Below are 25,866 nucleotides of genomic sequence, written 5' to 3' on the forward strand. Positions count from 1 at the left end.
CACGCCGACATCCTGGCACGAAGGTCTGCGCTTTCGTCAGGCGCGGTTGCTGATTTGTTGCTGAGAAACGGGTCCTGAACAGGCAAAACGCTAGGAAGCCCGAGCATTGGACCTACGAGAGTAGGGAGCCGGTCGGCGGGCTCACCAGGCGCGTCCGCACACACGGGCGGCCGTGCGCACACGCGCGCTCGCGCTCCGTGCCCGCCTTTGTGACGTGCCGCACGGTGGGACGTGCGTGGCAACATGGGCGGCGTGGAGCAGAAATCCGTTCGTGAATCCGTCGTGACGTCGTGGACCGATGACGTCATCCCGAGCCTGTCCGGACTGGTGGCCATCCCCGCCTTGTCCCCGGCCTTCGACGCCGAGTGGGCGACGACCGGCCACCTGGCCAACGCCGTCGACCACGTCCGCGAGTGGATCGCCGCGCGCGACCTGCCCGGGGCGACCCTGGACGTCGTGCAGCTCGAAGGCCGCACCCCGCTGCTGCTCGTCGACGTCCCGGCGACCCCGGGCGCGGCGGGCAAGGGCACCGTCCTGATGTACGGCCACCTCGACAAGCAGCCCCCGGTCGGCGGCTGGTCCGAGGGCCTCGGCCCGTGGACCCCGGTGATCCGCGACGGCCGCCTGTACGGCCGCGGGTCCGTCGACGACGGCTACTCCGGCTACGCGGCGACGACGGCGATCGAAGCCGTCCACGCGGCCGGCGGCGAGCACGCCCGGATCGTGGTGCTCCTGGAGACCGGCGAGGAGTCCGGCAGCCCGGACCTGCCCGCGTACGTCGAGCACCTGGCCGACCGGATCGGCGGGGTCTCGCTGGTGGTCTGCCTCGACGCCGGCGGCAGCGACTACGAGCGGTTGTGGCTGGTCACGAGCCTGCGCGGGATGCTGCACCTCGACGTCACGGTGCAGCTGCTGGACTCGGCGCAGCACTCGGGCATCGCGAGCGGCGTCGTCGCCAGCTCGTTCCGAGTCCTGCGGCGGCTGATCGAGCGGCTCGAGGACAGCGCGACCGGCGATCTGCTGCTCGACGAGCTCAAGGTGGACGTCCCGGCGAACCGGCTGGCCGAGCTCAAGGCCGTCTCGCAGGACTTCCCCGAGGCGCTGACGACGGCGTTCCCGCTGGTCGAGGGCGGTCGGGTGATCACCGAAGACGCACTGGAGCTGATGCTCAACAACGCGTGGCGTCCGACGCTGTCGATCATCGGTGCCGACGGCTTCCCGAAGCCCGCCGACGCCGGCAACGTCCTGCGCGAGAGCACGACGTTGACCCTGAGCTTCCGCCTCCCGCCGACGGCCGACGCCGCGAAGGGGCTCGAAGCCGTGAAGGCGGCCCTGACCACCGACGTCCCGTACGGCGCGAAGGTCACCTTCGGTCACAACCCGCAGGCGGAGGACGGCTGGAACGCGCCGACCGAGTCGCCGTGGCTGACGAACGCCCTGCGCACGGTCAGCGACGAGGTCTTCGGCCAGCCCCACCGCGCGACCGGCATGGGCGGGTCGATCCCGTTCATGGGCCTGCTCTCCCGCAAGTACCCGGAGGCGCAGTTCCTGGTGACCGGCGCGTGCGGGGCCGACTCGAACATCCACGTGCCGGACGAGTGGCTGCACCTGGACTACGCGCAGCGGGTGACCGAGGCCGTGGCGCACATCCTGGACGCCCACGCCCGCGGCTGATCCCGTCTGAGCGGCGCTTTCACCGCGAAAGCGCCGCTCAGCCCAGCCGGGTCAGGTGGACCGAGACGTCCAAAGTGGACTGCCCGCCACCCGTGAAGATCCCCTTCAGCGGCGCCACGTCCGCATAGTCCCGCCCCATCGCCACCCAAACATGCCGCGGCCCGACCGGGATCGCGTTCGTCGGGTCGTACGCCCACCACCCGCCGGTCCAGACGTCGACCCACGCGTGGGACTCGCCCTCCACCACCTCGCCGAGCTTCGCGTCCGGTTTCGTGTGCAGGTACCCCGACACATACCGGGCCGGGACGCCGATCGCGCGCAGCATCACCAGCGTCACGTGCGCGAAGTCCTGGCACACGCCTTCACGCGCCTGCCACGCGTCCGTCGCCGTCGAGTGGACGCCCGTCGTGCCCGGCTGGTACTTCAGCTGCTTGTTCACCCACTCGCACACCGCGAGCACCGCCTCGGCCGGATCCAATCCGGTCCGCAGCGAACGGGCCTCGCGCGCCAGGGCGGCGTCGCGCGGGGTGTAGTCGGTCGGGGTCAGGTACTCCGTGCGGTGGTCGACCACCGTCTCGCTCCGCAGGTCCTTCCACGACGCCGTGCGGATCGGCTCGGCCTCGTCCGCCGTCTCCACCACCGACGTCGCCAGCACCGTGAACTCCGTGTGCGGCGCGTGGAGGTCGAACGACGTCACGACCGTGCCCCAGTAGTCCGTGTACCGGTAGGCGCGGGTCGCCGGGGTCGTTTCGATGCGTGTCGCGACCGTCGTCTGGCGCCGGTCCGAACGCGGGGTCAGCCGCGCCTCGTTGTACGACTGGGTCGCCGGCGTCGCGTACCGGTACCCCGTCCGGTGCGCCACCCGCAGCTGCCACGTCACAGCGAAACCTCCGCACCGCTCCACGCCACCCACGGCGACGTGCTGAAGTACTGCAACGACACCGCTTCGCCGATCTCCTTGATCGACGTCTGCAACGTCCCGAGCCGCCGCGGCAGGTCCGTCAGCAGGTCCGCCGGGCGCAGGAACTCCAGCTCGCTGCGCGCCCGGCCGAGCTCGCGCAGGGCCTCGGACTTCTCGTTGTTGCGCGCGCCGCCGCCCGGGTCGAGCCGCTGCAGGCACTCCTCCGCCTGCCGCAGCGCGTGGAACACCGAGCGCGGGAACAGTGTGTCCCGCAACAGGAACTGCACGACGCGGCCGGCGTCCAGCGCGCCCCGGTACGTCCTCAGGTACGTGTCCTGCGCGCCGGCCGAGCGCAGCACCGTGATCCACCCCGGCGACGACGCACGGTCCGCGACCCGCGACAGCAGCAGCCGGACCACCATGTCGGCGCGTTCGATCGAGCGGCCGAGGACCATGAACAGCCAGCCGTCGTCCCGGCTCATCGTCGAGTCGGCGAGCCCGGCGAACATCGCCGCGCGCTCCTCGACGAACGACAGGAACGCGTGCGGCCCGGCGCGCCGGGCGTAGCGCTGCCGGTCCGGGACCGCGTTCCACGTCGCGTTCAGGCATTCCCACAGCTCGGTCGGGACGACTTCGCGCGCGCCCCGCGTGTTCTCGCGCGCCGAGTTGATCGAGCCGACGATCGACGCCGGGTTGTCCTTCGCGTACGCCACCAGCTCGGTCAGCTTCCAGACGTCGAGGGCGTCTCCGTCGGGGTCGTCGATGCCCAGGACGGCCAGCAGCTGCCGGCTCGCGTGGTCCGGGTCGACCGTCGCGTCCTCCAGCAGCTGGTGGACCGAGACGTTGAGGATCCGGGAGGTGTCGTCGGCGCGTTCGACGTACCGGCCGATCCAGTACAGCGACTCCGCGTTGCGTGCCAGCATCCGGACCCCCTAGCTCTGCTGTTGCTGCTGCTGTTGGGACGAGGTCAGTTCGGGTCCCTGTTCGGCGACCAGGCCGTCCACAGTGGACATCGCACCGAGCGCGGGCTGTTCGAGCTCTCGTTCGACGGTGGACGCGCGCGACGCCAGCACCCACGTGTCCTTCGAACCGCCGCCCTGCGACGAGTTGACGACCAGGCTGCCCTCCGGCAGCGCCACCCGCGTCAGCCCGCCGGGCAGCACGAAGATGTCCTTGCCGTCGTTGACGGCGAACGGCCGCAGGTCGACGTGCCGCGGCGCGAGCCGGTCCTCCACCTTGGCCGGCACCGTGGAGAGCTGGACCACCGGCTGCGCGATCCAGCCGCGCCGGTTCGCGCGCACCTTCCGCCGCAGGGTCGCCAGCTCCGCCGCGGTCGCCTCGGGCCCGAAGACGATCCCGTAGCCGCCGGAGCCTTCGACCGGCTTGACGACCAGCTCGTCGAGGTGCGCCATGACGTGGTCGAACTCGTCCGGCAGCCAGCACCGGAACGTGTCCACATTGGGCAGCAGCGGCTTCTCGTTCAGGTAGTACTTCACCATCTCGGGCACGTAGGTGTAGACGAGCTTGTCGTCGCCGACGCCGTTGCCGACGGCGTTCGCGACGACGACGTTGCCCGCGCGCGCCGCGTTGAGGACGCCGGCGATGCCGAGCACCGAGTCCGGCCGGTAGTGCACCGGATCGAGGAACTCGTCGTCGATGCGCCGGTAGATGACGTCGACCTGGCGCTCGCCCTCGGTCGTCCGCAGGTAGACGACGTTGTCGCGGCAGAACATGTCGCGGCCTTCGACCAGCTCGACGCCCATCAGCCGGGCCAGCAGCGAGTGCTCGAAGTACGCCGAGTTGTGGACACCGGGAGTGAGCACGACGACCATCGGGTCGGCGACGTTCGCCGCGGCCGCCGCGCGCAGCGCCCGCAGCAGGTGCGACGCGTAGTCCCCGACCGGCCGGACGCGGTGCTGGGCGAACAGGTCCGGGAAGACCCGCGCCATCGTCCGCCGGTTCTCCATCACGTACGACACCCCGGACGGGTTGCGGAGGTTGTCCTCCAGCACCCGGAACGTGCCTTCCTCGTCGCGCACCAGGTCCACTCCGGACACGTGGATGCGCACGCCGTTCGGCGGGTTGATGCCGAACGCCTCCCGCTGGAAGTGCTCGCACGAGGTGATCAGCCGCCGCGGCAGCACGCCCTCGCGCAGGATCTGGCGGTCGCCGTAGATGTCGGCGAGGAACGCCTCGAGCGCGCGGACGCGCTGGGCCACGCCCCGCTCGAGCTTCGACCACTCGGCCGCCTGGATCACCCGCGGCACCAGGTCCAGCGGGAACGGGCGCTCCTGGCCGGACAGTGAGAACGTGATGCCCTGGTCGACCATCGCCCGGTCCAGCGCGAGCGACCGCGAGTTCAGGTCGTGGGCGTCGAGTGCGGCGATCGACTCGTACAGCGCGCGGTACGGACCGCGGACCGTCCCGTCGGCGGCGAACATCTCGTCGTACGCGCCGGCGTGCGGCCGGTCCGGCGAGAGGTAGCCGTCGAACCGGGCTCCCGGCCGGGTGATCCGGCGGGTCGTCGCCTTCCTCGCGCGTCGACCGGAGGGGGGCAGCCGGGGCGGGGTCGCGTTCATGAACGACATCCTGACCCACGTGCCCCTTCGTGCGCGACACTCCCACACCGGTGGGCGCGGTGCGAAACGTCGCTGTAACTCGACAGTGCTGTGCTTTGGTATGGATGAGTGGCAATATGCGTGCTCTCACGAACTGAGAACTACGAGGAGTGACGACGTGGCCCGAGGACCCCAACTCAAGGCGCTCGCCCTGTTGCCCGCTTTCGCCCTGGTCGGACTGACCATGGCCTGCGGCGCGGGTGGTAGCGGTGCCGGCGACGTCGGCTCGAGCAGTGCCGCTCCGGCAGGTACTGGTTCGGGTGACGCGGGCACGGTCGCGAAGGACGACGCGCTCGCCGCGCTGGTGCCCGCCGACGTCAAGACCGACGGCAAGATCCTGGTCGGCCAGGACCAGAGCTACCCGCCCAACGAATTCCAGGACAACGGCAAGGCGGCCGGCTTCGACGTCGACCTCGGCACCGCCATCGGCCAGGTGCTCGGCGTGCAGATGGAGTTCCAGAACGCTTCGTTCGACGGCATCATCCCCGGCATCGGCTCGAAGAAGTACGAGCTGGCGATGTCGTCGTTCAGCATCACGAGCGAGCGGCTGCAGACGGTCGACATGATCTCGTACTACAAGGCCGGCACCTCGCTGGGCGTGCTGAAGGGCAACCCGGACGGCATCAAGGTCGACGACCTCTGCGGCAAGAAGGTCGCCGTGCAGAAGGGCACCACGCAGGTCGAGGACCTCGACAAGAAGAACGCCGCCTGCACCGGTGGCGGGAAGCCGGCCATCGAGATCACGCAGCTGCAGGCCCAGACCGACGTCAACCTGGCGCTCACCGCGAAGCGAGTGCAGGCCGAGCTGGCCGACTCGCCGGTCATCGACTACGCGGTGAAGCAGACGAACGGCGCGCTCGAGGTCGTCGGCGAGCCCTACGACACCGCGCCTTACGGCATCGTGCTCGGCAAGAACAGCGGCGACTACGGCAAGGCCGTCCAGGGCGCCGTGCAGAAGCTCATCGACAGCGGGGCCTACAAGAAGATCCTCGACAAGTGGGGTCTGTCCTCGGCCGGTGCGGTCACCAAGTCGGAGATCAACCCGGCTTCCTGAGTCAAAGGACTGAGTTCGTGAGCTCCTCCGAAGCGCCTCCCGCCGAGGCGCCGAACGACGCCGAGTCCATCAAGGCCGTCCCGGTGCGCCACTACGGGCGCTGGGTGGCCGGGGTGATCATCCTCTTCCTGGCGTTCATCGTGGTCCGCAGCGTGATCACGAACGATGCCCTGCAGTGGCCGGTCGTCGGCCAGTTCCTGTTCGACGACCGGATCCTGCGCGGTCTGCAGAACACGTTGATCCTGACGGTGATCTCGATGCTGATCGGGATCTTCGGCGGGATCCTGCTGGCCGTCATGAGGCTTTCGCCCAACCCGCTGACGTCGGGCGCCGCGGCGCTCTACATCTGGCTGTTCCGTGGGACCCCGCTGATCACGCAGCTGATCATCTGGAACTTCCTCGGCCTGGCCTACTCGCGGATCGGGCTCGGCATCCCGTTCGGGCCGACGTTCGTCAGCTGGGACACGAACCTGCTGATCACGCAGTTCACGGCGTCGCTGCTCGGCCTCGGCCTCAACGAAGCCGCGTACATGGCGGAAATCGTGCGCGGTGGCATCCAGTCGGTCGACTCCGGCCAGCTGGAAGCAGCGAGCGCGTTGGGGATGAACCGCACCAGGACCCTGCGGCGGATCATCCTGCCGCAGGCGATGCGGGTGATCATCCCGCCGACCGGCAACGAGACGATCTCCATGCTGAAGACGACGTCACTGGTCGTGGCGATCGGGTACTTCGAGCTGATGGTCGCGGCGCAGACCATCTATTCGCAGAACCTGAAGACCGTGCCGTTGCTCATCGTGGCCGCGCTTTGGTACCTGTTCATGACATCGGTGCTCACGGTGGTCCAGATCCAGATCGAGAAGCGGTTCTCGCGCGGCACCTCGCGGGACGTGGTTCAGCGCCAGGGCTGGGCAGCGAAATTGTTCAGCCGGGGTGGAGGGAACGTCACATGACGCCGGTGGTTTCCGCACAGCGGATCTGCAAGAGTTTCGGCAGCGTCGACGTCCTCAAAGGCATCGACCTCGAGGTCAACGAGCGTGAGGTGCTCTGCCTGATCGGGCCGTCCGGCTCGGGCAAGTCGACGCTGCTGCGCTGCATCAACCACCTCGAGAAGATCGACGCCGGCCGGCTGTACGTCGACGGCGTGCTCGTTGGTTACCGGCAGCGTGGCGACAAGCTGCACGAGCTGCGGGAGAGCGAGGTCGCGTTCCAGCGCAAGGACATCGGGATGGTGTTCCAGCGGTTCAACCTCTTCCCGCACATGACCGCGCTGGAGAACGTCATGGAGGCGCCGATCCAGGTGCGGCGCGAGCCGAAGGCCCAGGTGCGGGAGCGCGCGCTGGAGCTGCTGGACCGCGTCGGCCTCGGCGACAAGGCGAAGAACTACCCGGCGCAGCTGTCCGGCGGGCAGCAGCAGCGCGTCGCGATCGCCCGGGCGCTCGCGATGAAGCCGAAGCTGATGCTGTTCGACGAGCCGACGTCCGCATTGGACCCGGAGCTCGTCGGCGACGTCCTGGGCGTGATGAAGCAGCTCGCCAAGGACGGCATGACCATGGTCGTCGTCACGCACGAGATGCAGTTCGCGCGCGAGGTGGCGGACAAGGTCCTGTTCATGGACGGCGGCGTCGTCGTCGAAGAGGGCCCGCCCGACCAGGTCATCGGGAGCCCGCGCGAGGAGCGGACGAAGTCGTTCCTCGCCCGGGTGCTGAACCCGAACGCTTGAGGTGAATAAGGCCGTTGGCCTGCGAAACGCCTGCGAATATCGTTCGCTTTCGCTACTTTGAAGGAGGGTGAGGGAGGGGGCGGCCGGTGACGACCGAAAACGCGCTGCCTCCTCTCGACCCGTTCGCGGGCATCCCGGACCGCCGGTACGAGGTCAAGGCGTCCGACCTGCTCAAACCCGGCAACGGCGGGTTGCTGCGCTGGCGGCGGCAGGCCACCAACGCGCCGATCGTCTACGTCGAGGACGCCTACATCACCGGCACGCTCGACCTGCGCGCCGCGGACCTCAAGTACCTCTTCCGGTTCGAACGCTGCCGCTTCGAGCAGCCGCCGGACGTGCGTGAGGCGCACTTGCTCGGCCTGGTCTTCCGCAAGTGCTGGCTGCCCGGGCTCAAGGCCCGCAACATGCGCAGCCGCAACGACGTCCGGCTGATCCGCAGCGTCGTGCAGGTCGACGGCGCCGACCGCGAGATCGAGGAGACCACCGTCCAGCGCGGGGACGACCGCGAACGCGGGATGCCGAACGCCGCGGTCAACCTGACCGACGCCGTGATCGAGGGGTCGCTGGTGCTGACCCGCACGGTGATCGCCCACCCGCACGGCAAGGCGATCCACGCCGACCGGCTCGTGCTGAACGGCGCGCTGCTCGCGTACCGGATGGTCGCGAACGGCGAAGTCCGGCTCCCCGGCCTGCGGACCGGCGGTAACGTCAATTTTTCGGGCGCCACGCTGAACAACCCGGACGGCTTCGCGCTCAACGGCAACGGCCTGCACATCGGCGGCAGCCTGCTCTGCGAAGTCGACAACTACGGGCCCGCCAGCCAGCGGAAACGCTTCTCCGCCACCGGGATCATGTACCTGCCGAGCGCCACCGTGGACAGCGACATCGTGCTGCGCGAGGCGAAGCTGACGGTGTCCCAGCAGGGCCCGATCGCCGTCGACGCGTGGAAGTCCAACGACCCGTACCTCGACCCGCGACCGGCACTGGTCGCCGACCGGATGCGCGTCGACGGCAACGTCGAGCTGTCGGACGGCCTGCAGGCGCTCGGCACGCTGCGCATGGTCAACGCCCGGATCGGCGGCTCGCTGCGGCTGGCCGGCGCCGAGGTCAGCGTCGTGCGCGGCAAGTCGCAGCCGTACTACGACCGCGCGCTGCACCTGGACGGCACCGAGATCGGCGGCGACATCGAGGCGACGAGCCTGCGCGTCCCGGCCGGTCAGCTGCGGCTGGCGGACGTGACCGTCGGCGGCAACTTCCTGGCGTGGAACTCGATGTTCCGGCACCCGGGCCGTGACGTGTTCTCGGCGCGCCGGTCGAAGATCGCGGGCAACTTCCAGCTCACCGACGCGACGATCCACGGCACGCTGCGGCTGCAGGGCGTCGAGGTCGGCGGCTCGATCAACCTGGCCGGCACGCGGTTGACGGAGCCGGGCATGCGCTCGACCAGCAGTTTCTCCCTCGACATCCGCACCGGCCGGATCGGCCGCGACCTGACGCTCCGGGACAACAACAGCCGCCCGTTCGTCGCGGAGGGCGGCGTCAACCTCGACGGCGCCCAGGTCGCCCGCAGGGTGGATCTGCGCGGATCCGAGCTGGGTTCGCTGCCCCCGTTCCTGGTGGCACTCGACGCGGGCGACGTCGCGGCGGACGAGTTCACGCTGACGCCGAAGCTCCCCCCGACCGGCCGGGTGGTGCTGCGCCGCGCGCACTGCGGAACGCTGACCGACAACGAGGAGTTCTGGGCCGCGTCCGGCGGCATCGAGCTGGAGGACTTCCGCTACGACGCCCTCGGCAAGAGCATCCCGCTGGCCGACGACAAGGCGCTGGACCACCGCATCGAGCTGCTGAGCAAGGCCATGCGCGGCTACCGGCCGGGCCCGTACGACCAGCTCGCGCACATGCTCCGCGCGGCGGGGAACGAAGAGCACGCGTCGACGGTGGCGTTGCGCAAGCAGCAGTTCAGGTACGAGGCGCTGGCTCGCGGGTTCAAGTTCTTCGGGCCGGGGGTGCGGCTGTGGAGCTGGCTGCAGCGATCGATGGTCGGCTACGGCTACCGCCCGGTGCGCGCGCTGGGCTGGCTGTTCACGCTGCTGGTGCTGGGGAGCCTGTGGTTCGGCCTGGGCTCGGACGACTGCGTTCACTGGCAGTCGGCGGACCAGGCTCACCAGATCATCGCGAACGGCCCGCGCTGCGTGGTGAACCAGCAGGACACGGGGCTGCAGTGGAACCCGGTGATCTACACGGCGGACCTGCTGGTGCCCATCGTGGACTTCGGCAACAAGAGCCGCTGGTACATGCACGGCCCGGACAACTGGGTGGCGGCGGGATTCACGGCATCGGGCTGGATCCTGGCGACCACGGTGGCGGCGGGCGTCAGCCGGATGTTGCGCCGGGAGAACTAACAGCTTCTAAGCTTTTCTAGCTTTCACGCTAGACGGCGTCAGATTCGGCTAGTCGATGAAGCGGGACCAGAAGTCTATGTACCTCGGACCGTCCGGTGGGGCGGTGCTGATGCCGCCCGTCGCGAACTCGCGGTTCAGGTAATCCCGCAGGTCACAGCCGTAAACGATGATGTCCGTCTGGTACACCGACAGCACCGGGTAGCCCGCCGTTCCCGCGAAACCCGGGAGGTACCGGTGCCCGCACACCGGCACCAGCTGCGGCACGTCGGCCAAGCGCCGGCGGGCTTCGCGGACCGCGTCCTCCGGGCCGACCGGGCGCGTGCCCCAGTCCGGCAGCCAGAAGCCGTTGTGCTCGACGTCGTACAGCACGCCGTCGACCGGCCAGGCCAAGCGTTTGCGCAGCTGCTCGGTGTTGCCGCAGCGCCAGTCCGGCCAGCGGTCGCCGATCGGGACGCCGGCGGACAGGAACGTGCGGTGGTCCACGGCGAAGCGGAAGCCGAACCGGCGCTCGACGTCGTCGAGCTCGGATCCGGTCAGCCCGGGACGCACCGGTTCCCGGAGGTTCTCCTGCAGGTGCCGTGCCTCCTCGAAGGTGAGGGCGCCGGCCGGCTGGACGGGGGTCATGGTCCGAAGCCTAAGCGGCGGCTCACCCCGCCGCGCGTTCTTTTCCGCCGTCTTGGCGGGGCACCCCCGTGGGGTGAGTTTGTTCTCTCATCGGCTGAACTCCGGAACAGAGCGTGAACAGTTGTAGTTCACTCTTGCCGTGACTTCACCCCGACCGCAGGCCCGCGTGCGCGCCCCCGAGCTGCGCGGCGACGTCTGGCTGAACACCGGTGGCCGCGCGCTGACCCTCGCCGAGCTGCGCGGGCGCGTCGTCCTGCTGGACTTCTGGACCAGCGGCTGCATCAACTGCCTCCACGTGCTCGACGAGCTGCGCCCGCTCGAAGCCGAGTTCGCGGACGTGCTCGTCACGATCGGCGTCCACTCGCCGAAGTTCCTGCACGAGGGCGAGCGCGCGTCGATCGAAGCCGCGGTCCGGCGCTACGAGGTGCACCACCCGGTCGTCAACGACCCGAAGATGGAGCTGTGGTCGCAGTACGCGGTCCGCGCGTGGCCGACGCTGGCGGTCGTCGACCCCGAGGGGTACGTCGTGCACGTCGCCGCGGGCGAAGGGCACGAAGAGGCGCTTCGCCGGGTCATCGCGGACCTCGTGACGAAGCACGAGGCGAAGGGGACGCTTCGCCGCGGCGGCAGCCCGTACGTCCCGGTCGAGGAGCAGGTCAGCGAGCTGCGGTTCCCGAGCAAGGCCGTCGCGACGGCCGAGGGGCGCGTCCTCGTCGCGGACACCGGGCACCACTCCGTCGTCGAGTTCGCGTCGGACGGTGAGACGGTCATCCGGCGCTTCGGCAGCGGAGAGCGCGGTGGCCAGGACGGGCCGTTCGACATCGCGACGTTCGCCGAGCCGTCGGGTATCGCACTGCTGCCCTACGACGTCGCCGAGCGCGCCGGTTATCACGCCGTCGTCGCGGACACCGCCGGTCACCGGCTGCGCGGCCTCGACCTGATCACCGGCGAGGTGACCACGGTCGCCGGCACCGGCGCGCAGTGGCGCACCGGACCGGACGCCGGCAAGGGCGTCGAGGTCGACCTCACGAGCCCGTGGGACGTCGCCTGGTACGGCCCGGTCGGCGGGATCGTCGTCGCGATGGCCGGCAACCACACACTGAGCGTGTTCGACCCGGTCTCCGGCACGATCCGCCGCTTCGCCGGCACGACCGTCGAAGGCCTCCGAGACGGCGACGTCAGCGAAGCCTTCTTCGCGCAGACGTCGGGCCTCGCCGCGGACGGCGACAAGCTGTGGCTCGCCGACGCGGAGACGTCGGCGCTGCGCTGGATCGAGCCCGACGGCGAGTCGTTCACGGTGCACACGGCGATCGGCGTCGACCTGTTTTCGTTCGGCCACACCGACGGCCCGGCCGACAAGGCGCTGCTGCAGCACCCGCTCGGTCTCGCCGTGCTGCCCGGCGACAAGATCGCGATCGCCGACACCTACAACGGCGCGGTCCGCCACTTCGACATCTTCACGCGCGAAGTGACCACGATCGCCACGGGACTTTCGGAGCCGCAGGGCCTGCTGCTGCACGACGGCGAACTGCTGGTCGTCGAGTCGGCGGGCAACCGGATCGGCCCGTTGCCCGCGGGCGAGCCGACGCTCGTCGCGGGTGACGCGCACGCCGTTCGCAGGCCGCCGACGGTGCTCGCACCGGGCGAGATCGACTTTTCGGTGCTGTTCACGGCACCGCCGGGCGAGAAGCTCGACGACCGTTTCGGCCCGTCGACGCGGCTGGAGATCAGCGCGTCGCCGCCCTCGTTGCTGGCCGACGGCGTCGGCACCGGCACCGGCTTGAAGCGCAAGATCCGGTTGGCGGAGGGTGTCACCGAGGGTGTGCTGCAGGTGGTCGCGCAGGCGGCGAGCTGTGACGACGGTGGTGAGCACCCGGCGTGCCGGATCACCCGGCAGGACTGGGGCGTACCGGTGCGGCTCCAGGCGGACGGGGCGCGCGAGCTGAGCCTGGTCATGGCGGGTGAGCCCGCCGAGTAGCATGCGAACCGTGTCTGACGGGGCGAAACTCGAGATCCAGATGCTGCACGACCGCGTGCTGGTGCGGTTGTCCCCGGACGAGGGCGAGCGCCGCAGCAGCGGCGGCATCGTGATCCCGGCGACGGCGCAGGTGGCGCGCCGGCTCGCGTGGGGTGATGTGCTGGGCGTCGGGAACAGTGTGCGGAACGTCAAGACGGGCGACCGCGTGCTCTTCAACCCGGAGGACCAGTTCGAGGTCGAGATCAGGGGCGAGGGGCACCTGGTGATGCGCGAACGCGACATCCACGCGGTGGCGACGGAGCAAACCGAACAAGGAACGGGGCTCTACCTGTAGGCGGGGGCGTGGCAGACGACGAGGCGCGCGAGCGTGCCGAGGTACGGGAGCTCGAGCCTGTGACCGCGGAGCCGCCTGCGGCAGCCGAGCCCGCCGCGGAGCCGCCTGCGGCACCCGAGCCGGCTGCGGCAGCCGAATCGCCTGTGGTCGAGCCCGCTGTGGAGTCCGTTGCCGGCGCTACGCCCGCCGAATCACCTGCTGTCGAGCCCACCGAGCCCGAGCCCGCGGAGCCACTCGCCGCCGAGTCCGCCGAATCGGGCGCGGAACCCGAACTCGCACCCACCGACGAGCCGCCCGTCACCACTGATCTCTTTGCCGATGATCTCCTCGGCGAACTCCTCGAAACCCCCACGCCACCACCGGCGCCGGAGACTCCCGCGCGGAAGCTTCGGACCGGACTTGCCCGCGCCATGATGTCCGTCGGGATCGCGCTCGGGCTCTTCGTCATCCTCTATGCCATCGATCTCTTCGCCAGTGCCGGGGATGTTCCGCGGGGCGTGACCGTTGCCGGGATCGAGGTCGGCGGGCTGACCCATGCCGAAGCCGAAGCCAAGCTGCGCAAGGAACTCGAGCCGCGGCTCACCCGGCCCGTTGCCATCCACGGGGGCGATGTCCAGGCCCAGCTCGTGCCCTCGGAGTCCGGGCTCGGGCTCGACTGGCCGAACACCCTCGGGCTCGCCGGGCACCAGCCGCTGAGCCCGATCACGCGCGTCATGTCCTTCTTCACCACTCGCGAGGTCGGCGTCGCGACGCGGACCGATCCCAACCAGATCGGCCAGGCCGTGCGCGAACTCGCCGAGCGCAGGCTGAACCACCCGGCCACCGAAGGCTCGGTCGGGTTCATGGCGGTCCAGGGCAGCGATGGCGGTGTCACGCCGTACCCGATCCTGCCGCGGCAGGGGCAGCAGCTGACCGACCTCGACGGCGCCGTGCACGCCGTCACCGACCACTGGCTCGACCCCGGTGGCGTCAAGCTCGGCATGGCGATCACGCCCGTCAAGGCGACCGCGGCCGGTGTGCAGGCCGCCTACCAGCAGATCGTCGTGCCCGCCGTCGCGAAACCGGTCGTCGTGCACGGGCAGGGCAAGGACGTTCCGCTCACGCCCGCCACGATCGCGTCGTCGTTCCAGTTCGCCGCGGTCGAGGGCGGGGCCGTCGAGGTCCGCATCGACCAGGGCAAGCTGCAGGCCGCCCTCAAGGACGGGCTCGCCAGCACCGAGACCGACGGCAAGGACGCCCAGATCGTCTTCACCGGCGACCAGCCGGCCGTCGACCCCTCCGAGGACGCCCGGAAGGTCAACTGGGAGAAGACCTTCCTGCCGCTCATCGACGTGCTCAAGAAGACCGACGGCCGGGACCTCCCCGTCGTCTACAGCGCGTCGAAGCCCGGCGTGACGACCGACGCCGCCGGTGCGCTCGGCATCAAGGAGGTCGTCGGCGAGTTCGCCACCGGCGGCCTGGCCGGCCCGGCCGCGACGAACAACCGGACGCTCGCCGCCCGCTTGTCCGGCACGATCGTCAAGCCCGGCGAGACGTTCAGCCTCGGCGCCCGCTCCGGCCCGCGTACCGCCGACAACGGCTACGTGCCCGCCCCGGCCGACGAAGACGGCACCGGCGCGACCGTCGTCGGCGGTGGCGTCTCGCAGCTCGCGTCCACTTTGTACAACGCGGGCTACCTCGCCGGCCTGACCGACGGCGGCCACCTCGAGCACGACCACTACCTCGACCGCTACCCCGTCGGCCGCGACGCCAAGGCCGTCAACGCCGACGGCAGCCCCGTCGAGCTCAAGCTGACCAACGACTCGCCGACCGGGATCGCCATCCAGGCCATCGTTTCCGGCGACTCCGTGACGGTCCGGATCTGGGGCACCCGCCACTACCGCGTCGACGGCCAGACCGGCGCCCAGGTGCCCGGAGACCCGCCACCGGTCCAGTTCGGGGGGACCAGCCCGTGTCAGCCGTCGATCGGCACGCCCGGCTTCAGCGTCACCGACACCCGCGTGCTCTACGACATCACGAGTGGCGCCGAAGTCCGCCGGACGTCGCACACCGCGACCTACGGCCCGCGCCCGACCATCCTCTGTTGAGTTGTCAGCGAAGGACCATGCACCCCGCCTCCTCGAAGTCGCGCAGCCACGCCGGCTCCCGGAAGTGCTTGTTCCACCGCAGATCCAGTTTGTCCAATTTGGACAGCCGGGCGATCGACGAAGGAAGGGAGACGAGCAGGTTCTCCCGCAGGTCGAGCTGACGCAGCTCACCCAATGAACCGATCGACGCGGGCAGCGAAGTCAGCCCGTTGCCCCGCAGGTGCAGCTCCCGCAGGGCACCGAGCGTGCCGATCGACTCCGGCAGCGCGGTCAACGCGTTGCGGTACAACCGGAGTTCCCGCAGCGAAGAGAACCCGGAAAGATCCGGCGGCAACTCGGTGAGACGGTTGTCCGTGCACCCCAGGTACTTCAGCGTCCCCAGCCGGCACCACGCCGAAGGGAACGCCGTCAGCCGGTTGTCGCTGACGTACAGGTACTCGGTGAGCCCGGCCAGCTCACCCAGCTCGTCCGGCAGCGAGTCGAACTCGTTGTGCGCCAGGTCGAGCGTGTGCACGGACTTCAACGCGGAAATCCCCGGTGGCAACGAAGACAGCCGGTTCGTCGCCAGGTTGAGCACCTCCAGCCCGGTGTGCTCCCACAGCGAGGCAGGCACCGACGAGAGCGAGTTCCGGTACAGGTCGAGCCGGGTCACGCCGGCCGGCAGCGAGGGAAACTCGGTCAGCCCCCGGCTGCTCAGATCGAGTGACGTCATGACGACCTCCGCGTCGAGGGCAGCAACGCCCAGGTGGCCGCATCGTCCGGAGTGGACACCTGGATCCGCAGGCCCGGCACCTCCGACACCGCCAGCTCGGTCAGCCGGAAGGTCATCCGCCCGGCCCGCGGGTGGTGCAACCGCCGCAGCCGCGCCCGCGGTTCCGCCACCTCGTGCCGCTCCCACAGCTCGACGAACTCGGGACTCAACGCCGACAGCCGCCGGATGTCCTCTTCCCAGCCCGGATCGCCGACGTGCCTGCCGTACTCGGCCCGCATCCGCGCGACCATGTGCGGTACCTCCTCGTCGTAGTTCAGCAGGAACGCCCGCGCGTTCGGTTCGGTCACGCAGCACCACAGCAGGTTCTTGTGCAGGCACGGCATGCTGTGCCACTCCCAGAACAGCTCTTCCTGTGCCGCGTTCGACGCCAGCACGTCGAACCGGCCGTTGACCACCGTCGCGGGCACCGGATCCAGCGCGCGCAGCACCTCGCGCACCGCGTCCGGCACCACCTCGGCCGACGACGGCAGCCGCGACGGCGTCAGCTCCGCCAGCCGGTACAGGTGCTCCCGCTCCGGGTGGTCCATCCGCAGCGTGCGCGCCACCGCGTCGAGCACCTGCGCGCTCGCGTTGATCGGCCGCCCCTGCTCCAGCCACGTGTACCAGGTGACGCCGACGCCGGCGAGCAGCGCCACCTCTTCGCGGCGCAACCCGCTGAGCCGTCGGCGAGGACCGGGCGCGAGCCCGACCTCCTCCGGGCCGATCCGCGCCCGGCACGCCTTGAGGAACCCGCCGAGTTCCTCCCGGCGGTTCGTGCGGACCTGCGTCTGGGTCATGCGGACATGGTGCCGGAGGGGTACGACAGTTTTGGACGGCTCAGCGGACGGAAGCGGGTACTCCCAGCACCAGCATCACCAGGCTCTCTCCGCCGGGAACCGAAGAACCGCAAGGTCAGGTACATGACACTGACCACTCCTGCCCCGGCCACGGACCGGGAAGCCCGGCCGGACCGGCGGCCGTGGTTCATGCTGGCCGTCCTGCTGCTCGGCCAGTTCATGGCGCTGCTCGACGTCACCGTCGTGAACGTCGCCATGACCGACATCCGCACCGACCTGCACGCGTCCGGCGCCGCGCTGCAACTCGTCGTCTCCGGCTACACCGTGGGCTACGCGATGCTGCTGATCACCGGTGCCCGCCTCGGTGAGCTGTTCGGCCGGCGCCGGCTGTTCGTCACCGGCACGATCGCCTTCACCGTCTGCTCGGCACTCTGCGGCCTGGCGCCGGACGAAAAGATCCTCATCGTCGCGCGGATCGCGCAGGGCGCCGGGGCCGCGTTGATGATGCCGCAGGTCATCAGCGTCATCCAGGCGCAGTTCACCGGGGCCGCGCGGGCGAAAGCGCTCAGCGCGTACACCGCGGTCATCTCCGTCGCGTTCGTCGCCGGTCAGGTCGTCGGCGGGGTGCTCGTCGGCGCGGACCTGTTCGGGGCGGGCTGGCGGCCGGTCTTCCTGGTGAACGTCCCGATCGGCGTCCTCGTGGCCGTGCTCGCCGTCAAGTTGGTGCCCGGTGGTGCCGCGAAGGCGGGCCGGCGGCTCGACCTCGCCGGGCTCGCGATCGCCGTGCCGGCGGTGGTGCTCGTCGTGCTGCCGCTGGTGCTCGGGCACGAAACCGGCTGGCCGGCCTGGACGTTCGGCTCGATCGCCGTCGGCGCGCTGCTGGCCGTGCTCTTCGTCGTCGTGGAACGCCGCGTGCGCGATCCGCTCGTCGACCTCGCCGTGCTCAAGATCCGCGGTGTCGCGCCGGGCTTGGCCACCCTCGGGGCAGGAGTCGCGTCCTACGGCGGATTCCTCTTCTGCGTGGCGCTGCACCTGCAGTCGGGCCTCGGCAAGACGGCGCTGGCCGCCGGCTTGGCGATGGCCCCGGGCGGGGTCGTCTTCGGCCTGTGCGGGTTCTTCTGGAACAGGCTGCCGCCGCGGGTGCACGCTTGGCTGACCCCGTGCGGTTACGTGGGATCCGCGATCGCTTACGTGCTGCTCGGGCTGGGCCGGGACGGCGGCACGCTGTTCTTCGTGGCCCTGCTGCTCTTCGGCCTGTCGATGGGCCCGGCGTTCGGCTCCCTGATGGTGAACGCGCTGACGCACGTCCCGCTCGAGCGCGCGGCGGACGTCAGCGGTCTGCTGACCACGACGTTGCAGCTGGGCCAGGTCATCGGCGTGGCGACGTTCGGCAGTGTGTTCCTGACGATCGCCACGACGTCGTCGGCGCACGCCCTCACCACGACGATGGCCTGCGCCGCCGCGCTGCTGCTCGTCGGCGCAGGCCTGGCCGTCAGGCGGTAGTGCGGCTGCCGCCCTTGACCCTGGCGTAGATCGCCGAGGCCGCGATGACCCCGACGACGGCGGCGACGATCTGGAAGATGTGCCGGATCCAGTCGATGCCGGAGGTGTCCTTGACGCCGAACACCCCGGCGAGCCAGTTGCCGATGAACGCGGCCACGATGCCGACAACGATGGTCAGCCAGATCGGGATCTTCTGGTCGCCCGGCGCGAACAGCCGGCCGAGCACGCCCAGGATCAGGCCCACGATGATGGTCGAGATGATGCCCCAAAGTCCGCCGAGCACAGCTGCCTCCTCGGATTGCGCAATAAGCGCCACGGTGGCACCGATCCCGGCGCATCGCCCGCGCAGACCCCCGATGGAGTGAGACACGGAAAAGCCCGGTCCGGCGCACCCCCGACGGTGCACCGGACCGGGCCTTGGTCCGAGGTGTTACCTGGTCACGCCGCGACGGCCGTAAGCGCCGGCGGCGATGCTGACCCCGATCGCGGCCAGGACGACCTGCGTCAGGATCTCCAGCCAGTCGATGCCGTTGGTGTCGGCGTAGCCGAGACCACGGGCGATGGCCGTGCCGATGAAGGCGGCGATGATGCCGATCAGGATGGTCAGCCAGATCGGGATGCTCTGCTTGCCGGGGGCGACCAGCCGGCCGAGAACACCGATGATCAGCCCGACGATGAGTGCGCTGACGATGCCGGCGACAGTCATCACTTTCTCCTCTCAAGGATCCGCGAACCCGGCCACTCGGGTCCGTCGGACTCGGTGAGCGGAGTGCCCGCCCCGCGGGTCCCCGAAACGCGAAAAGGGCCCTCCTCACGTGAGGAGAGCCCTTTTCGTGACCATCAGAAAGCGGCTTCGTCGAGCTCCATCAGCGCGTTGTCGGCGGCCTCGACGATCGCGCGGCGAGCGGTCAGCTCCGGCAGCACCTGCTTCGAGAAGAACGACGCCACGGCGATCTTGCCCTCGTAGAACGGGACGTCCTTGGCGGACGCGCCCGCGTCGAGCTTCGCGATCGCGACCTCGGCGTGCTTGAGCAGCTGCCAGCCGATGAGCAGGTCGCCGACCGACATCAGCAGGCGGACCGTGTGCTGGCCGACCTTGTTGATGTTCTGCGGGTCTTCCTGCGACGTCGTCAGGTAGCCGATCAGCGAGCCCAGCATGCCCTGGGTGTCCTCGAGGGCCTGCTTGAGCAGCCCGCGCTCGTTCTTGAGCCGGCCGTTGCCCGCCTCGGACTCGATGAACTTCGTGACCTCGCCGGCGACGAAGGCCAGGGACGCGCCCTTGTCGCGGACGATCTTGCGGAAGAAGAAGTCCAGCGACTGGATCGCCGTGGTGCCCTCGTAGAGCGAGTCGATCTTGGCGTCACGGATGTACTGCTCGATCGGGTAGTCCTGCAGGAAGCCGGACCCGCCGAGGGTCTGCAGCGACTGCACGAGCTGCTCGGTGGCGCGCTCGGAGCCGACGCCCTTGACGATCGGCAGCAGCAGGTCGTTGACGCCGTGCGCGACCTTCTGGTCACCCTCGCCGGTCCACAGCTGGTCCTGGAACGACGCCGTGTACAGGTACACCGCGCGGAGGCCCTCGGCGTACGCCTTCTGGAGCATCAGCGAGCGGCGGACGTCCGGGTGGTGCGTGATGGTGACGCGCGGCGCGGCCTTGTTCAGCATGTTCGGCAGGTCGGCGCCCTGGACGCGCTCCTTGGCGTACTCGAGCGCGTTGAGGTACCCGGTCGACAGCGTCGCGATGGCCTTGGTGCCGACCATCATCCGGGCGTACTCGATGACCTGGAACATCTGCGCGATGCCGTTGTGCACCTCGCCGAGCAGCCAGCCCTTGGCCGGGGTGCCGTGCTGGCCGAAGGTCAGCTCGCACGTCGTGGAGGCCTTGATGCCCATCTTGTGCTCGACGTTGGTGACGTAGGCGCCGTTGCGCTCGCCCAGCTCACCGGTCTTCGAGTCGAAGTGGAACTTCGGCACGAGGAACAGCGACAGGCCCTTGGTGCCCGGCTTGGTCTCGATGCCGGGACCCTCGGGGCGCGCCAGCACGAGGTGCATGATGTTTTCGCTCATGTCGTGCTCGGCGGAGGTGATGAACCGCTTCACGCCGTCGATGTGCCAGGAGCCGTCCTCCTGCTGGACGGCCTTGGTGCGGCCGGCGCCGACGTCGGAACCGGCGTCCGGCTCGGTCAGCACCATCGTGGCGCCCCAGGCCCGGTCGATCATGAGCTGGGCCCAGTGCTTCTGCTCTTCGGTGCCGTTCTTGTTCACGATCATCGCGAAGTTCGGGCCCGCCATGTACATGAACAGCGGGGCGTTGGCGCCGAGGATGAGCTCGGACGCGGCCCACTGCACGGTCGGGGGCAGGCCGAAGCCACCGAGGTCGTTGGTGAGGCCGAGGCGCCACCATTCGCCGTCGAGGAGCTGCTTGTAGCTCTTCTTGAACGACTCGGGGATCTTGACGCTGAAGGTCTTCGGGTCGTACACGGGCGGGTTGCGGTCGGCGTCGGCGAAGGACTCGGCGAGCGGGCCGGTCGCGAGCTTGTTGAGCTCGGACAGCACCCCGCGGGCGGTCTCCTCGTCGGACTCGGCGAGCACACCCTTGCCCAGGCGTTCCTGGACGCCGAGCACCTCGAAGAGGTTGAACTCCAGGTCTCGGACGTTGCTCTTGTAGTGGCCCATGTCGTCACTCCAATGTGTTCGGCTCCCCGGCCGGGCACATGTTCGCCTTACTCGCCGGTAACTTCAGGATATTACCTGCGGGTAACTGGAGCAAGCAGATCCGCACTTCCGAGTGCGGAAATCCGGGTCCCTTCAGGGGTCAGCGCTGCCCCGGGAGGGCCGTTGTGTCGGCTGTCACGGGCACGTGGCCGTCTTCTGCCCGGGCGACCAGTATCCCGCCGCGGAAGGCGATCGTCACGGCGTGCGTCCGGTCCCGCGCGGACAGCTTGCGCAGGATGCTCTTGACGTGCGTCCGGACCGTCTCGACGGACAGGAACAGCAGCTTCGCGATCGCCGAGTTCTCGAGCCCTTCGGCGACGAGCTGGAGCACCTGGTACTCGCGCCGGGAGAGCGGCATCCCGCCACGCGGCGACGGCGGGCTGTCGTGGGCGAGATCGCCCTTCGGCACGGTCGACCGCTTCGGCCGGGCGGTGAGCGCGGCCAGCGCCGGGTCGATGTACCGGCGCTCGGTGTGCGCCCGCCGGATCGCTTCGGCGAGCCGTCGCGAGTCGATCGACCGCGGCACGATCGCGTGCGCCCCGGCGGCGATCGCGGCCGCGAGGTACTGCTGCGTGCGATTCGTGTCCCGGATGAGCGTGACGAGGATCAGCGCCGGGTCGCCGGCGTTGAGCAGCTTCGTCAGGTGGCAGTTCGGGTCGAGCGCCGAGTCGAGCACGACGACGTCCGGCTTGACCTGCTCGCACAGCTGCAGCGCGGCGTGGTGGCTGGCCGCCTGGCCCGCCCAGTGCAGCCCCTGGCTGCGGTGGACGAGCGCGGCGAGGCCGTCGCGGAAGATCGGGACCGGGTCGACGACCGCCACGCCGAGACTTCGCCCGCCGGGTCCGGTCGGCCCGATCGGCCTGCGGGTGGGCTCGATGCCGTGCATCGTGGGCCTCCGTCTCTGCGCCGTCGCTCTTGGGACGCCTGACGCGACCCCTCGGTTCACGCGTCCGGCACCGTCCGGTCTCCCCTGCCGGGACCGGCCAAAAGTGACTCCTCCTGCTTGGTACGAGTCGCGATTGCGCAGCTCATGACGCCATCTCCCCCTCATGGCCTAATCGCCCGGTCACAGCAAACTCTGGGTAGAAAACCTTCCGGGGAAGTGGGCTCGACCGGGCTGGAAAGGACCTGATGGGGCGGTTGGCGCTACTGAGGGTGGCCCGCCTCTTGTTCAACGATTTCGACGATGTTCGGATGCGGCCCGCAGCTCCGCGAACTCGGCCGCGAGCCCGGCCGGCGTCCAGTGCGCGTTGAGGCCGCTCGGATTGGGCAGCACCCACACGTGGGTGTCCCCGATCCGGTGCTCCTGCTGCCCGACGCGCGCCTTCGGGAAGCCGAACGCGGTCCGGTAGGCGGTGATCCCGACGACGGCCAGCCACCGCGGCCGGAACTCGAGGACTTTCGCCTCCAGGAGCTTGCCGCCCTCGCGCAGCTCATCGCCGGTGAGCTCGTCGGCGCGGGCGGTGGTCCGGGCGACGACGTTCGTGATGCCGAGCTTCAGGTCGAGCAGCTGGTCTTGTTCGTCCGGTTTGTAGAGGTGTGGGGTGAACCCGCCCTGGTGGAGCGCCGGCCAGAAGCGGTTCCCGGGACGGGCGAAGTGCTGCTTCAGTGCGCCGGAGTAGAGGCCGGGGTTGATGCCGCAGAAGAGGACGTCGAGACCGGGGGCGAGGACGTCCGGGATGGTCGTGTTGTGCGCGGCGGCCAGCTGGTCCTTCGTGGGTCGGGTGCTCACGCCTTCAGTTTCCGGCACGCTCGGGGGATGGACGTCACCGCGGACGGATGCTCGGTCGAGGTCTACCGGTTGCTGCCGCCCGCCGGTGAGCCGGAGATCGTGCACGCGGCGGTGCCGGCAGGGGCTTCGATCCTCGAGCTGGGGTGTGGGGTCGGGCGGGTCACCCACCCGCTGATGGAACTGGGCCACCGCGTGGTCGCCGTGGACGATTCGCCGGACATGCTCGCGCATGTCCGGTCGGAGACGGTGTGCGCGCGGATCGGCGACCTGGACCTGGGGCGGACGTTCGATGCGGTGCTGCTGGGGAGCCATTTGGTCAACACGGCGCTGGATTCGGACCGGCACGCGCTGCTCGCCGCCGCTCGACGGCATTTGGCGCCTTCGGGGCGGCTGATCGTCGAGTGGCATCCGCCGGAGTGGTTCGACTCCGTCGCTTCCGGTCAGGGCGGGCGGCTCGGGGACGTTGCAGTCGAGTTGGCCGATGTCGTCCGTGAAGGCGACCTGCTTTCGGCGACGGTCCGGTATTCCGCCGACGGGCGGCGGTGGAACCAAGAGTTCACCTGCCGCCGCCTGGCTCTCGACGACGTCCTGACCTCGGCGGGCCTGACTTTCGACGGCTGGCTCACCGATGACCGGAACTGGTTCGCCGCCCGCGCCCGTCGCTGGGGGTGGCGAAATGACCACAGACCTGCGTAACCTGTTGTGATCTCCCGCACAGCGCCGTACCGAGGAGGATTTCGTGCAGCTTCCGATCGTCCTCGGGCTGGTCGCGCTGGTCTTGGCCGTCGCCGCCCTCGTTGTCGTTCTCGAGGACCGCAGGGCCGCCAAGCGGGCCGCCTTGCAGCGGAAAGCCCGGTTAGCGCGTCTCGGCGAAGTGGACCCGCTCGCTCCGGGCCGGCTGCACGCCGACCGGTGAACGCAGGATCGCCAGCAGCAGCGCTCCGAACACCCAGCCGACTCCCGCGCCGAACGTGTTGTTCATGAGGTCGTCCACGTCGAAGATGCGGTAGACGTACGGCGCCGTCCCGAAGTTGGCCGTGACCTGCGTGAACTCGATCAGCAATGACGCCGCGAAGCCGATCAGGACCGTGCCGGTCAGGCCGCGGCGCCACAGAACCCGGGCGAACACCCCCAGCGGGACGAACAGCAGCACGTTCATGCAGGCCTGCTGGAACGTCTGCGTCATGAACCACTGCGACAGCGGCTCGCCGTGCTTCAGCAGCTCCGTGTGGATGTCAGTGATCCACTGGAACGGGTGCAGCTGCACCGTCTGGCTCAGCCGGCGCGTGCCGGGGCCGGGCAGCGGCAGGAAGACGACCGCCAGGGTCATGCAGCCGTACAGCAGCACCGCGGCGGTCGTGACGATGCCGCGCAGTCGCAGGCCGCCGTGCCGGGCCAGCTGGGTGATCAGCTGCGGCACCAGGACGACGGTCCACAGCGCCAGGAAGCCGATGAATCCGTACTGCAGGGCGGTGACCTGTGCGTTCGTCATGCCACCGACGTTATGGATCATGACCGGCGAGCACTTCGGTCGAAGAGCCGGACCCCATCGGCCACTCGGCCGAACGGCTCCCGGCCGATCGGTCAGTCGTCTTCGCGTTCCTCCGAGCGCTCGGCCCGCCACGCGCTGAACACCGTGCCCCCGATCAGCAGCACGACGACGGCCAGCACCACGAGTACGACCTCGATGCCCATTTGTCCCCCACACGTCCTAGTGCCCGGCTCATCGCCCCTGGCTGAACCGCCGTTACGGCGGTGATCGATGTCATGCCGGGTGAACCGAGACGTAACCGGATGCGGCTTGCGCTCACCCGGGAATGCCCACGACGCTCGGCACGTCGAACTCTTGTGGGGGCAACGAAAGGGAACGCTCATGGCACCGGTCCGGGTCGGCATCGTCGGGCTCAGCGCGAACGGCGGCTGGGCCGCCACCGCGCACGTGCCCGCGCTGGCCGCGGTGGACGGCTACGAGCTTCGCGCGCTGAGCGCGAGCAGCGCCGACTCGGCGCGGGTGGCCGGGGAGAAGTACGGCGTGCCGCTGACCTTCGGCGACGCCGGGGAATTGGCGCGGCACCCGGAGGTCGACCTGGTCGTCGTCGCGGTGAAGGTGACCGAGCACCGCGCGCTGATCGAGCCCGCGCTGGCGGCGGGTAAGCAGGTGCTGAGCGAGTGGCCGCTCGGCGTGAGCCTGGCCGAAACCGAGGCGCTGGCCGAAGCGGCGAAGGACGTCAAGACGGCCGTCGGCCTGCAGGGGCGGTCCGCGCCCGCGTTGCGTTACCTGCGTGACCTCATCAAGGACGGCTACGTCGGCCGCGTGCTCTCGACGTCGTTGATCGGCTCGGGGGGCAACTGGGGTCCGTCGGTCCGGGCCGGGCGCGACTACCAGCTGCACCCCGAAGGCGGGGCGACCATGCTGACGATCCCGTTCGCGCACACCGTCGACGCGTTCGACATGGTGCTCGGCCGGTTCTCCGAGCTGTCGGCGACGATGGCGACCGTCCGGTCGCGGGTGCGCGACGAGGTCACCGGCGACTCGGTCCCGATGACCGCCCCGGACCAGATCGCCGTCAGCGGCGTGCTGAACGGCGGCGCCGTCGCGTCGCTGCACCTGCGCGGCGGGTCCTCGCCCGCCACGGACTTCCACTGGGAGATCAACGGCACCGAGGGCACGCTCGTCGTCACCGCCGCGGACCCGCTGTTCTGGATCGCGAAGGTGACGTTGCGCGGCAGCCGGACCGGCACGCTGGAGAAGCTCACCGTGCCCACCCGGTACGAGCTGCCGCAGCTGGCCGGGCGCGCCGCCGAGCCGTCGTACAACGTCGCGCACGCCTACGCGCGGCACCTCAAGGGTGACCTGCCGGACTTCGCGCACGCACTGCGCGTGCACCGCGTTCTCGACGCCGTCCAGCGGTCCGCCGACGCCGGGACGCGGATTCACCCGGACGCAGAGTAACTGTTACCGACGGTAGTAGCTTT

23 protein-coding genes are annotated in these 25,866 nt (G+C 69.8%); 11 read left to right on the forward strand and 12 right to left on the reverse strand.

From position 1 onward, the window contains the following. Positions 1-252 precede the first annotated feature (252 nt). Positions 253-1,674, forward strand: coding sequence for a M20/M25/M40 family metallo-hydrolase (locus tag QQ657_RS16580; RefSeq protein ID WP_284743040.1), 1,422 nt, complete (start codon positions 253-255; stop codon positions 1,672-1,674). 37 nt (positions 1,675-1,711) lie between these two features. Here QQ657_RS16580 and QQ657_RS16585 read toward each other — a convergent pair whose 3' ends face one another. From QQ657_RS16585 to QQ657_RS16595, 3 genes are read right to left on the reverse strand one after another with little or no spacing between them, the layout of a single operon-like run. After that, positions 1,712-2,554: a transglutaminase family protein gene (locus QQ657_RS16585; RefSeq protein WP_284743041.1), complete on the reverse strand. Its 843-nt coding sequence runs from the start codon at positions 2,552-2,554 to the stop codon at positions 1,712-1,714. Continuing rightward, positions 2,551-3,498: an alpha-E domain-containing protein gene (locus QQ657_RS16590; RefSeq protein WP_284743042.1), complete on the reverse strand. Its 948-nt coding sequence runs from the start codon at positions 3,496-3,498 to the stop codon at positions 2,551-2,553. The genes QQ657_RS16585 and QQ657_RS16590 overlap by 4 nt, the downstream gene beginning before the upstream one ends. A gap of 9 nt (positions 3,499-3,507) precedes the next feature. Next, the gene (locus tag QQ657_RS16595) at positions 3,508-5,163 is read right to left on the reverse strand and encodes a circularly permuted type 2 ATP-grasp protein (RefSeq protein WP_284743043.1); all 1,656 of its coding nucleotides are present in this window, start codon (positions 5,161-5,163) and stop codon (positions 3,508-3,510) included. Between the two features lie 148 nt (positions 5,164-5,311). Between QQ657_RS16595 and QQ657_RS16600 the strand changes: the two genes are divergently transcribed. The 4 genes from QQ657_RS16600 (at position 5,312) to QQ657_RS16615 (ending at position 10,369) form a co-directional block, all read left to right on the forward strand. Next, positions 5,312-6,247 carry an ABC transporter substrate-binding protein gene (locus tag QQ657_RS16600; protein WP_284743044.1) on the forward strand — a complete coding sequence of 312 codons (936 nt, stop codon included), beginning with the start codon at positions 5,312-5,314 and terminating at the stop codon, positions 6,245-6,247. A gap of 17 nt (positions 6,248-6,264) precedes the next feature. Then, on the forward strand, positions 6,265-7,197 hold the full coding sequence (locus QQ657_RS16605) for an amino acid ABC transporter permease (RefSeq protein WP_284743045.1): 933 nt from the start codon (positions 6,265-6,267) through the stop codon (positions 7,195-7,197). Beyond that, positions 7,194-7,967, forward strand: coding sequence for an amino acid ABC transporter ATP-binding protein (locus tag QQ657_RS16610; RefSeq protein WP_284743046.1), 774 nt, complete (start codon positions 7,194-7,196; stop codon positions 7,965-7,967). Before QQ657_RS16605 ends, QQ657_RS16610 begins: the two co-directional genes overlap by 4 nt. A gap of 86 nt (positions 7,968-8,053) precedes the next feature. Then, complete coding sequence (locus QQ657_RS16615; RefSeq protein ID WP_284743047.1) at positions 8,054-10,369, forward strand: oxidoreductase; 2,316 nt, start codon at positions 8,054-8,056, stop codon at positions 10,367-10,369. A gap of 48 nt (positions 10,370-10,417) precedes the next feature. Here QQ657_RS16615 and QQ657_RS16620 read toward each other — a convergent pair whose 3' ends face one another. Continuing rightward, on the reverse strand, positions 10,418-10,993 hold the full coding sequence (locus QQ657_RS16620) for a hypothetical protein (protein ID WP_284743048.1): 576 nt from the start codon (positions 10,991-10,993) through the stop codon (positions 10,418-10,420). 166 nt (positions 10,994-11,159) lie between these two features. Here QQ657_RS16620 and QQ657_RS16625 point away from each other — a divergent pair, with 166 nt between their 5' ends. The 3 genes from QQ657_RS16625 to QQ657_RS16635 all read left to right on the forward strand — a co-directional run bounded on the left by QQ657_RS16625 (position 11,160) and on the right by QQ657_RS16635 (position 15,392). Beyond that, a complete protein-coding gene (locus QQ657_RS16625) occupies positions 11,160-12,971 on the forward strand; it encodes an NHL domain-containing thioredoxin family protein (RefSeq protein WP_284743288.1) in 1,812 nt (603 codons plus the stop codon). 1 nt (position 12,972) lies between these two features. After that, the gene (locus QQ657_RS16630) at positions 12,973-13,305 is read left to right on the forward strand and encodes a GroES family chaperonin (protein ID WP_284743049.1); all 333 of its coding nucleotides are present in this window, start codon (positions 12,973-12,975) and stop codon (positions 13,303-13,305) included. A 158-nt stretch (positions 13,306-13,463) separates the two neighbouring features. After that, positions 13,464-15,392, forward strand: coding sequence for a VanW family protein (locus QQ657_RS16635; protein ID WP_434056744.1), 1,929 nt, complete (start codon positions 13,464-13,466; stop codon positions 15,390-15,392). 4 nt (positions 15,393-15,396) lie between these two features. Here the strand turns inward: QQ657_RS16635 and QQ657_RS16640 are convergent, their stop codons facing one another. Together QQ657_RS16640 and QQ657_RS16645 are read right to left on the reverse strand one after the other, a co-directional pair. Beyond that, positions 15,397-16,104, reverse strand: a complete 708-nt coding sequence (locus QQ657_RS16640; protein ID WP_284743050.1) for a leucine-rich repeat domain-containing protein — start codon at positions 16,102-16,104, stop codon at positions 15,397-15,399. Then, complete coding sequence (locus QQ657_RS16645) at positions 16,101-16,940, reverse strand: helix-turn-helix transcriptional regulator (protein ID WP_284743051.1); 840 nt, start codon at positions 16,938-16,940, stop codon at positions 16,101-16,103. Before QQ657_RS16645 ends, QQ657_RS16640 begins: the two co-directional genes overlap by 4 nt. A 123-nt stretch (positions 16,941-17,063) precedes the next feature. Between QQ657_RS16645 and QQ657_RS16650 the strand changes: the two genes are divergently transcribed. Then, on the forward strand, positions 17,064-18,443 hold the full coding sequence (locus QQ657_RS16650) for an MFS transporter (RefSeq protein ID WP_284743052.1): 1,380 nt from the start codon (positions 17,064-17,066) through the stop codon (positions 18,441-18,443). Here the strand turns inward: QQ657_RS16650 and QQ657_RS16655 are convergent. The 5 genes from QQ657_RS16655 to mug form a co-directional block, all read right to left on the reverse strand. Next, entirely contained in the window at positions 18,433-18,726 is a 294-nt protein-coding gene (locus tag QQ657_RS16655; protein ID WP_284743053.1) for a GlsB/YeaQ/YmgE family stress response membrane protein, read from the reverse strand. The genes QQ657_RS16650 and QQ657_RS16655 overlap by 11 nt on opposite strands. 147 nt (positions 18,727-18,873) lie before the next feature. Next, a complete protein-coding gene (locus QQ657_RS16660) occupies positions 18,874-19,149 on the reverse strand; it encodes a GlsB/YeaQ/YmgE family stress response membrane protein (protein ID WP_284743054.1) in 276 nt (91 codons plus the stop codon). A 134-nt stretch (positions 19,150-19,283) separates the two neighbouring features. Then, positions 19,284-21,119 carry an acyl-CoA dehydrogenase gene (locus tag QQ657_RS16665; protein ID WP_284743055.1) on the reverse strand — a complete coding sequence of 612 codons (1,836 nt, stop codon included), beginning with the start codon at positions 21,117-21,119 and terminating at the stop codon, positions 19,284-19,286. Between the two features lie 139 nt (positions 21,120-21,258). Next, positions 21,259-22,044, reverse strand: a complete 786-nt coding sequence (locus QQ657_RS16670) for a response regulator transcription factor (RefSeq protein WP_284743056.1) — start codon at positions 22,042-22,044, stop codon at positions 21,259-21,261. Between the two features lie 285 nt (positions 22,045-22,329). Then, a complete protein-coding gene (mug, locus tag QQ657_RS16675; protein ID WP_284743057.1) occupies positions 22,330-22,890 on the reverse strand; it encodes a G/U mismatch-specific DNA glycosylase in 561 nt (186 codons plus the stop codon). Positions 22,891-22,917: 27 nt separating this feature from the next. On the opposite strand from mug, the gene QQ657_RS16680 reads away from it, so the two are divergent. Further along, a complete protein-coding gene (locus QQ657_RS16680) occupies positions 22,918-23,586 on the forward strand; it encodes a class I SAM-dependent methyltransferase (protein WP_284743058.1) in 669 nt (222 codons plus the stop codon). A 160-nt stretch (positions 23,587-23,746) separates the two neighbouring features. On the opposite strand, the gene QQ657_RS16685 is transcribed toward QQ657_RS16680, so the two are convergent. Then, positions 23,747-24,382, reverse strand: a complete 636-nt coding sequence (locus QQ657_RS16685; protein ID WP_284743059.1) for a VanZ family protein — start codon at positions 24,380-24,382, stop codon at positions 23,747-23,749. Positions 24,383-24,763: 381 nt separating this feature from the next. Here QQ657_RS16685 and QQ657_RS16690 point away from each other — a divergent pair, with 381 nt between their 5' ends. Continuing rightward, complete coding sequence (locus QQ657_RS16690; protein WP_284743060.1) at positions 24,764-25,843, forward strand: Gfo/Idh/MocA family protein; 1,080 nt, start codon at positions 24,764-24,766, stop codon at positions 25,841-25,843. The last annotated feature ends 23 nt before the right edge of the window (positions 25,844-25,866 follow it).

The organism is Amycolatopsis ponsaeliensis, from assembly GCF_030182635.1.
GTDB lineage: Bacteria > Actinomycetota > Actinomycetes > Mycobacteriales > Pseudonocardiaceae > Amycolatopsis > Amycolatopsis ponsaeliensis.

Coding starts and splice junctions, on each gene's coding strand:
- QQ657_RS16590 (WP_284743042.1), bottom strand. CDS start 3,498: ATGCTGGCACGCAACGCGGAGTCGCTGTACTGGATCGGCCGGTACGTC.
- QQ657_RS16595 (WP_284743043.1), bottom strand. CDS start 5,163: ATGTCGTTCATGAACGCGACCCCGCCCCGGCTGCCCCCCTCCGGTCGA.
- QQ657_RS16610 (WP_284743046.1), top strand. CDS start 7,194: ATGACGCCGGTGGTTTCCGCACAGCGGATCTGCAAGAGTTTCGGCAGC.
- QQ657_RS16620 (WP_284743048.1), bottom strand. CDS start 10,993: ATGACCCCCGTCCAGCCGGCCGGCGCCCTCACCTTCGAGGAGGCACGG.
- QQ657_RS16630 (WP_284743049.1), top strand. CDS start 12,973: ATGCGAACCGTGTCTGACGGGGCGAAACTCGAGATCCAGATGCTGCAC.
- QQ657_RS16640 (WP_284743050.1), bottom strand. CDS start 16,104: ATGACGTCACTCGATCTGAGCAGCCGGGGGCTGACCGAGTTTCCCTCG.
- QQ657_RS16645 (WP_284743051.1), bottom strand. CDS start 16,940: ATGACCCAGACGCAGGTCCGCACGAACCGCCGGGAGGAACTCGGCGGG.
- QQ657_RS16650 (WP_284743052.1), top strand. CDS start 17,064: ATGACACTGACCACTCCTGCCCCGGCCACGGACCGGGAAGCCCGGCCG.
- QQ657_RS16660 (WP_284743054.1), bottom strand. CDS start 19,149: ATGACTGTCGCCGGCATCGTCAGCGCACTCATCGTCGGGCTGATCATC.
- QQ657_RS16665 (WP_284743055.1), bottom strand. CDS start 21,119: ATGGGCCACTACAAGAGCAACGTCCGAGACCTGGAGTTCAACCTCTTC.
- QQ657_RS16670 (WP_284743056.1), bottom strand. CDS start 22,044: ATGCACGGCATCGAGCCCACCCGCAGGCCGATCGGGCCGACCGGACCC.
- QQ657_RS16680 (WP_284743058.1), top strand. CDS start 22,918: ATGGACGTCACCGCGGACGGATGCTCGGTCGAGGTCTACCGGTTGCTG.
- QQ657_RS16685 (WP_284743059.1), bottom strand. CDS start 24,382: ATGACGAACGCACAGGTCACCGCCCTGCAGTACGGATTCATCGGCTTC.
- QQ657_RS16690 (WP_284743060.1), top strand. CDS start 24,764: ATGGCACCGGTCCGGGTCGGCATCGTCGGGCTCAGCGCGAACGGCGGC.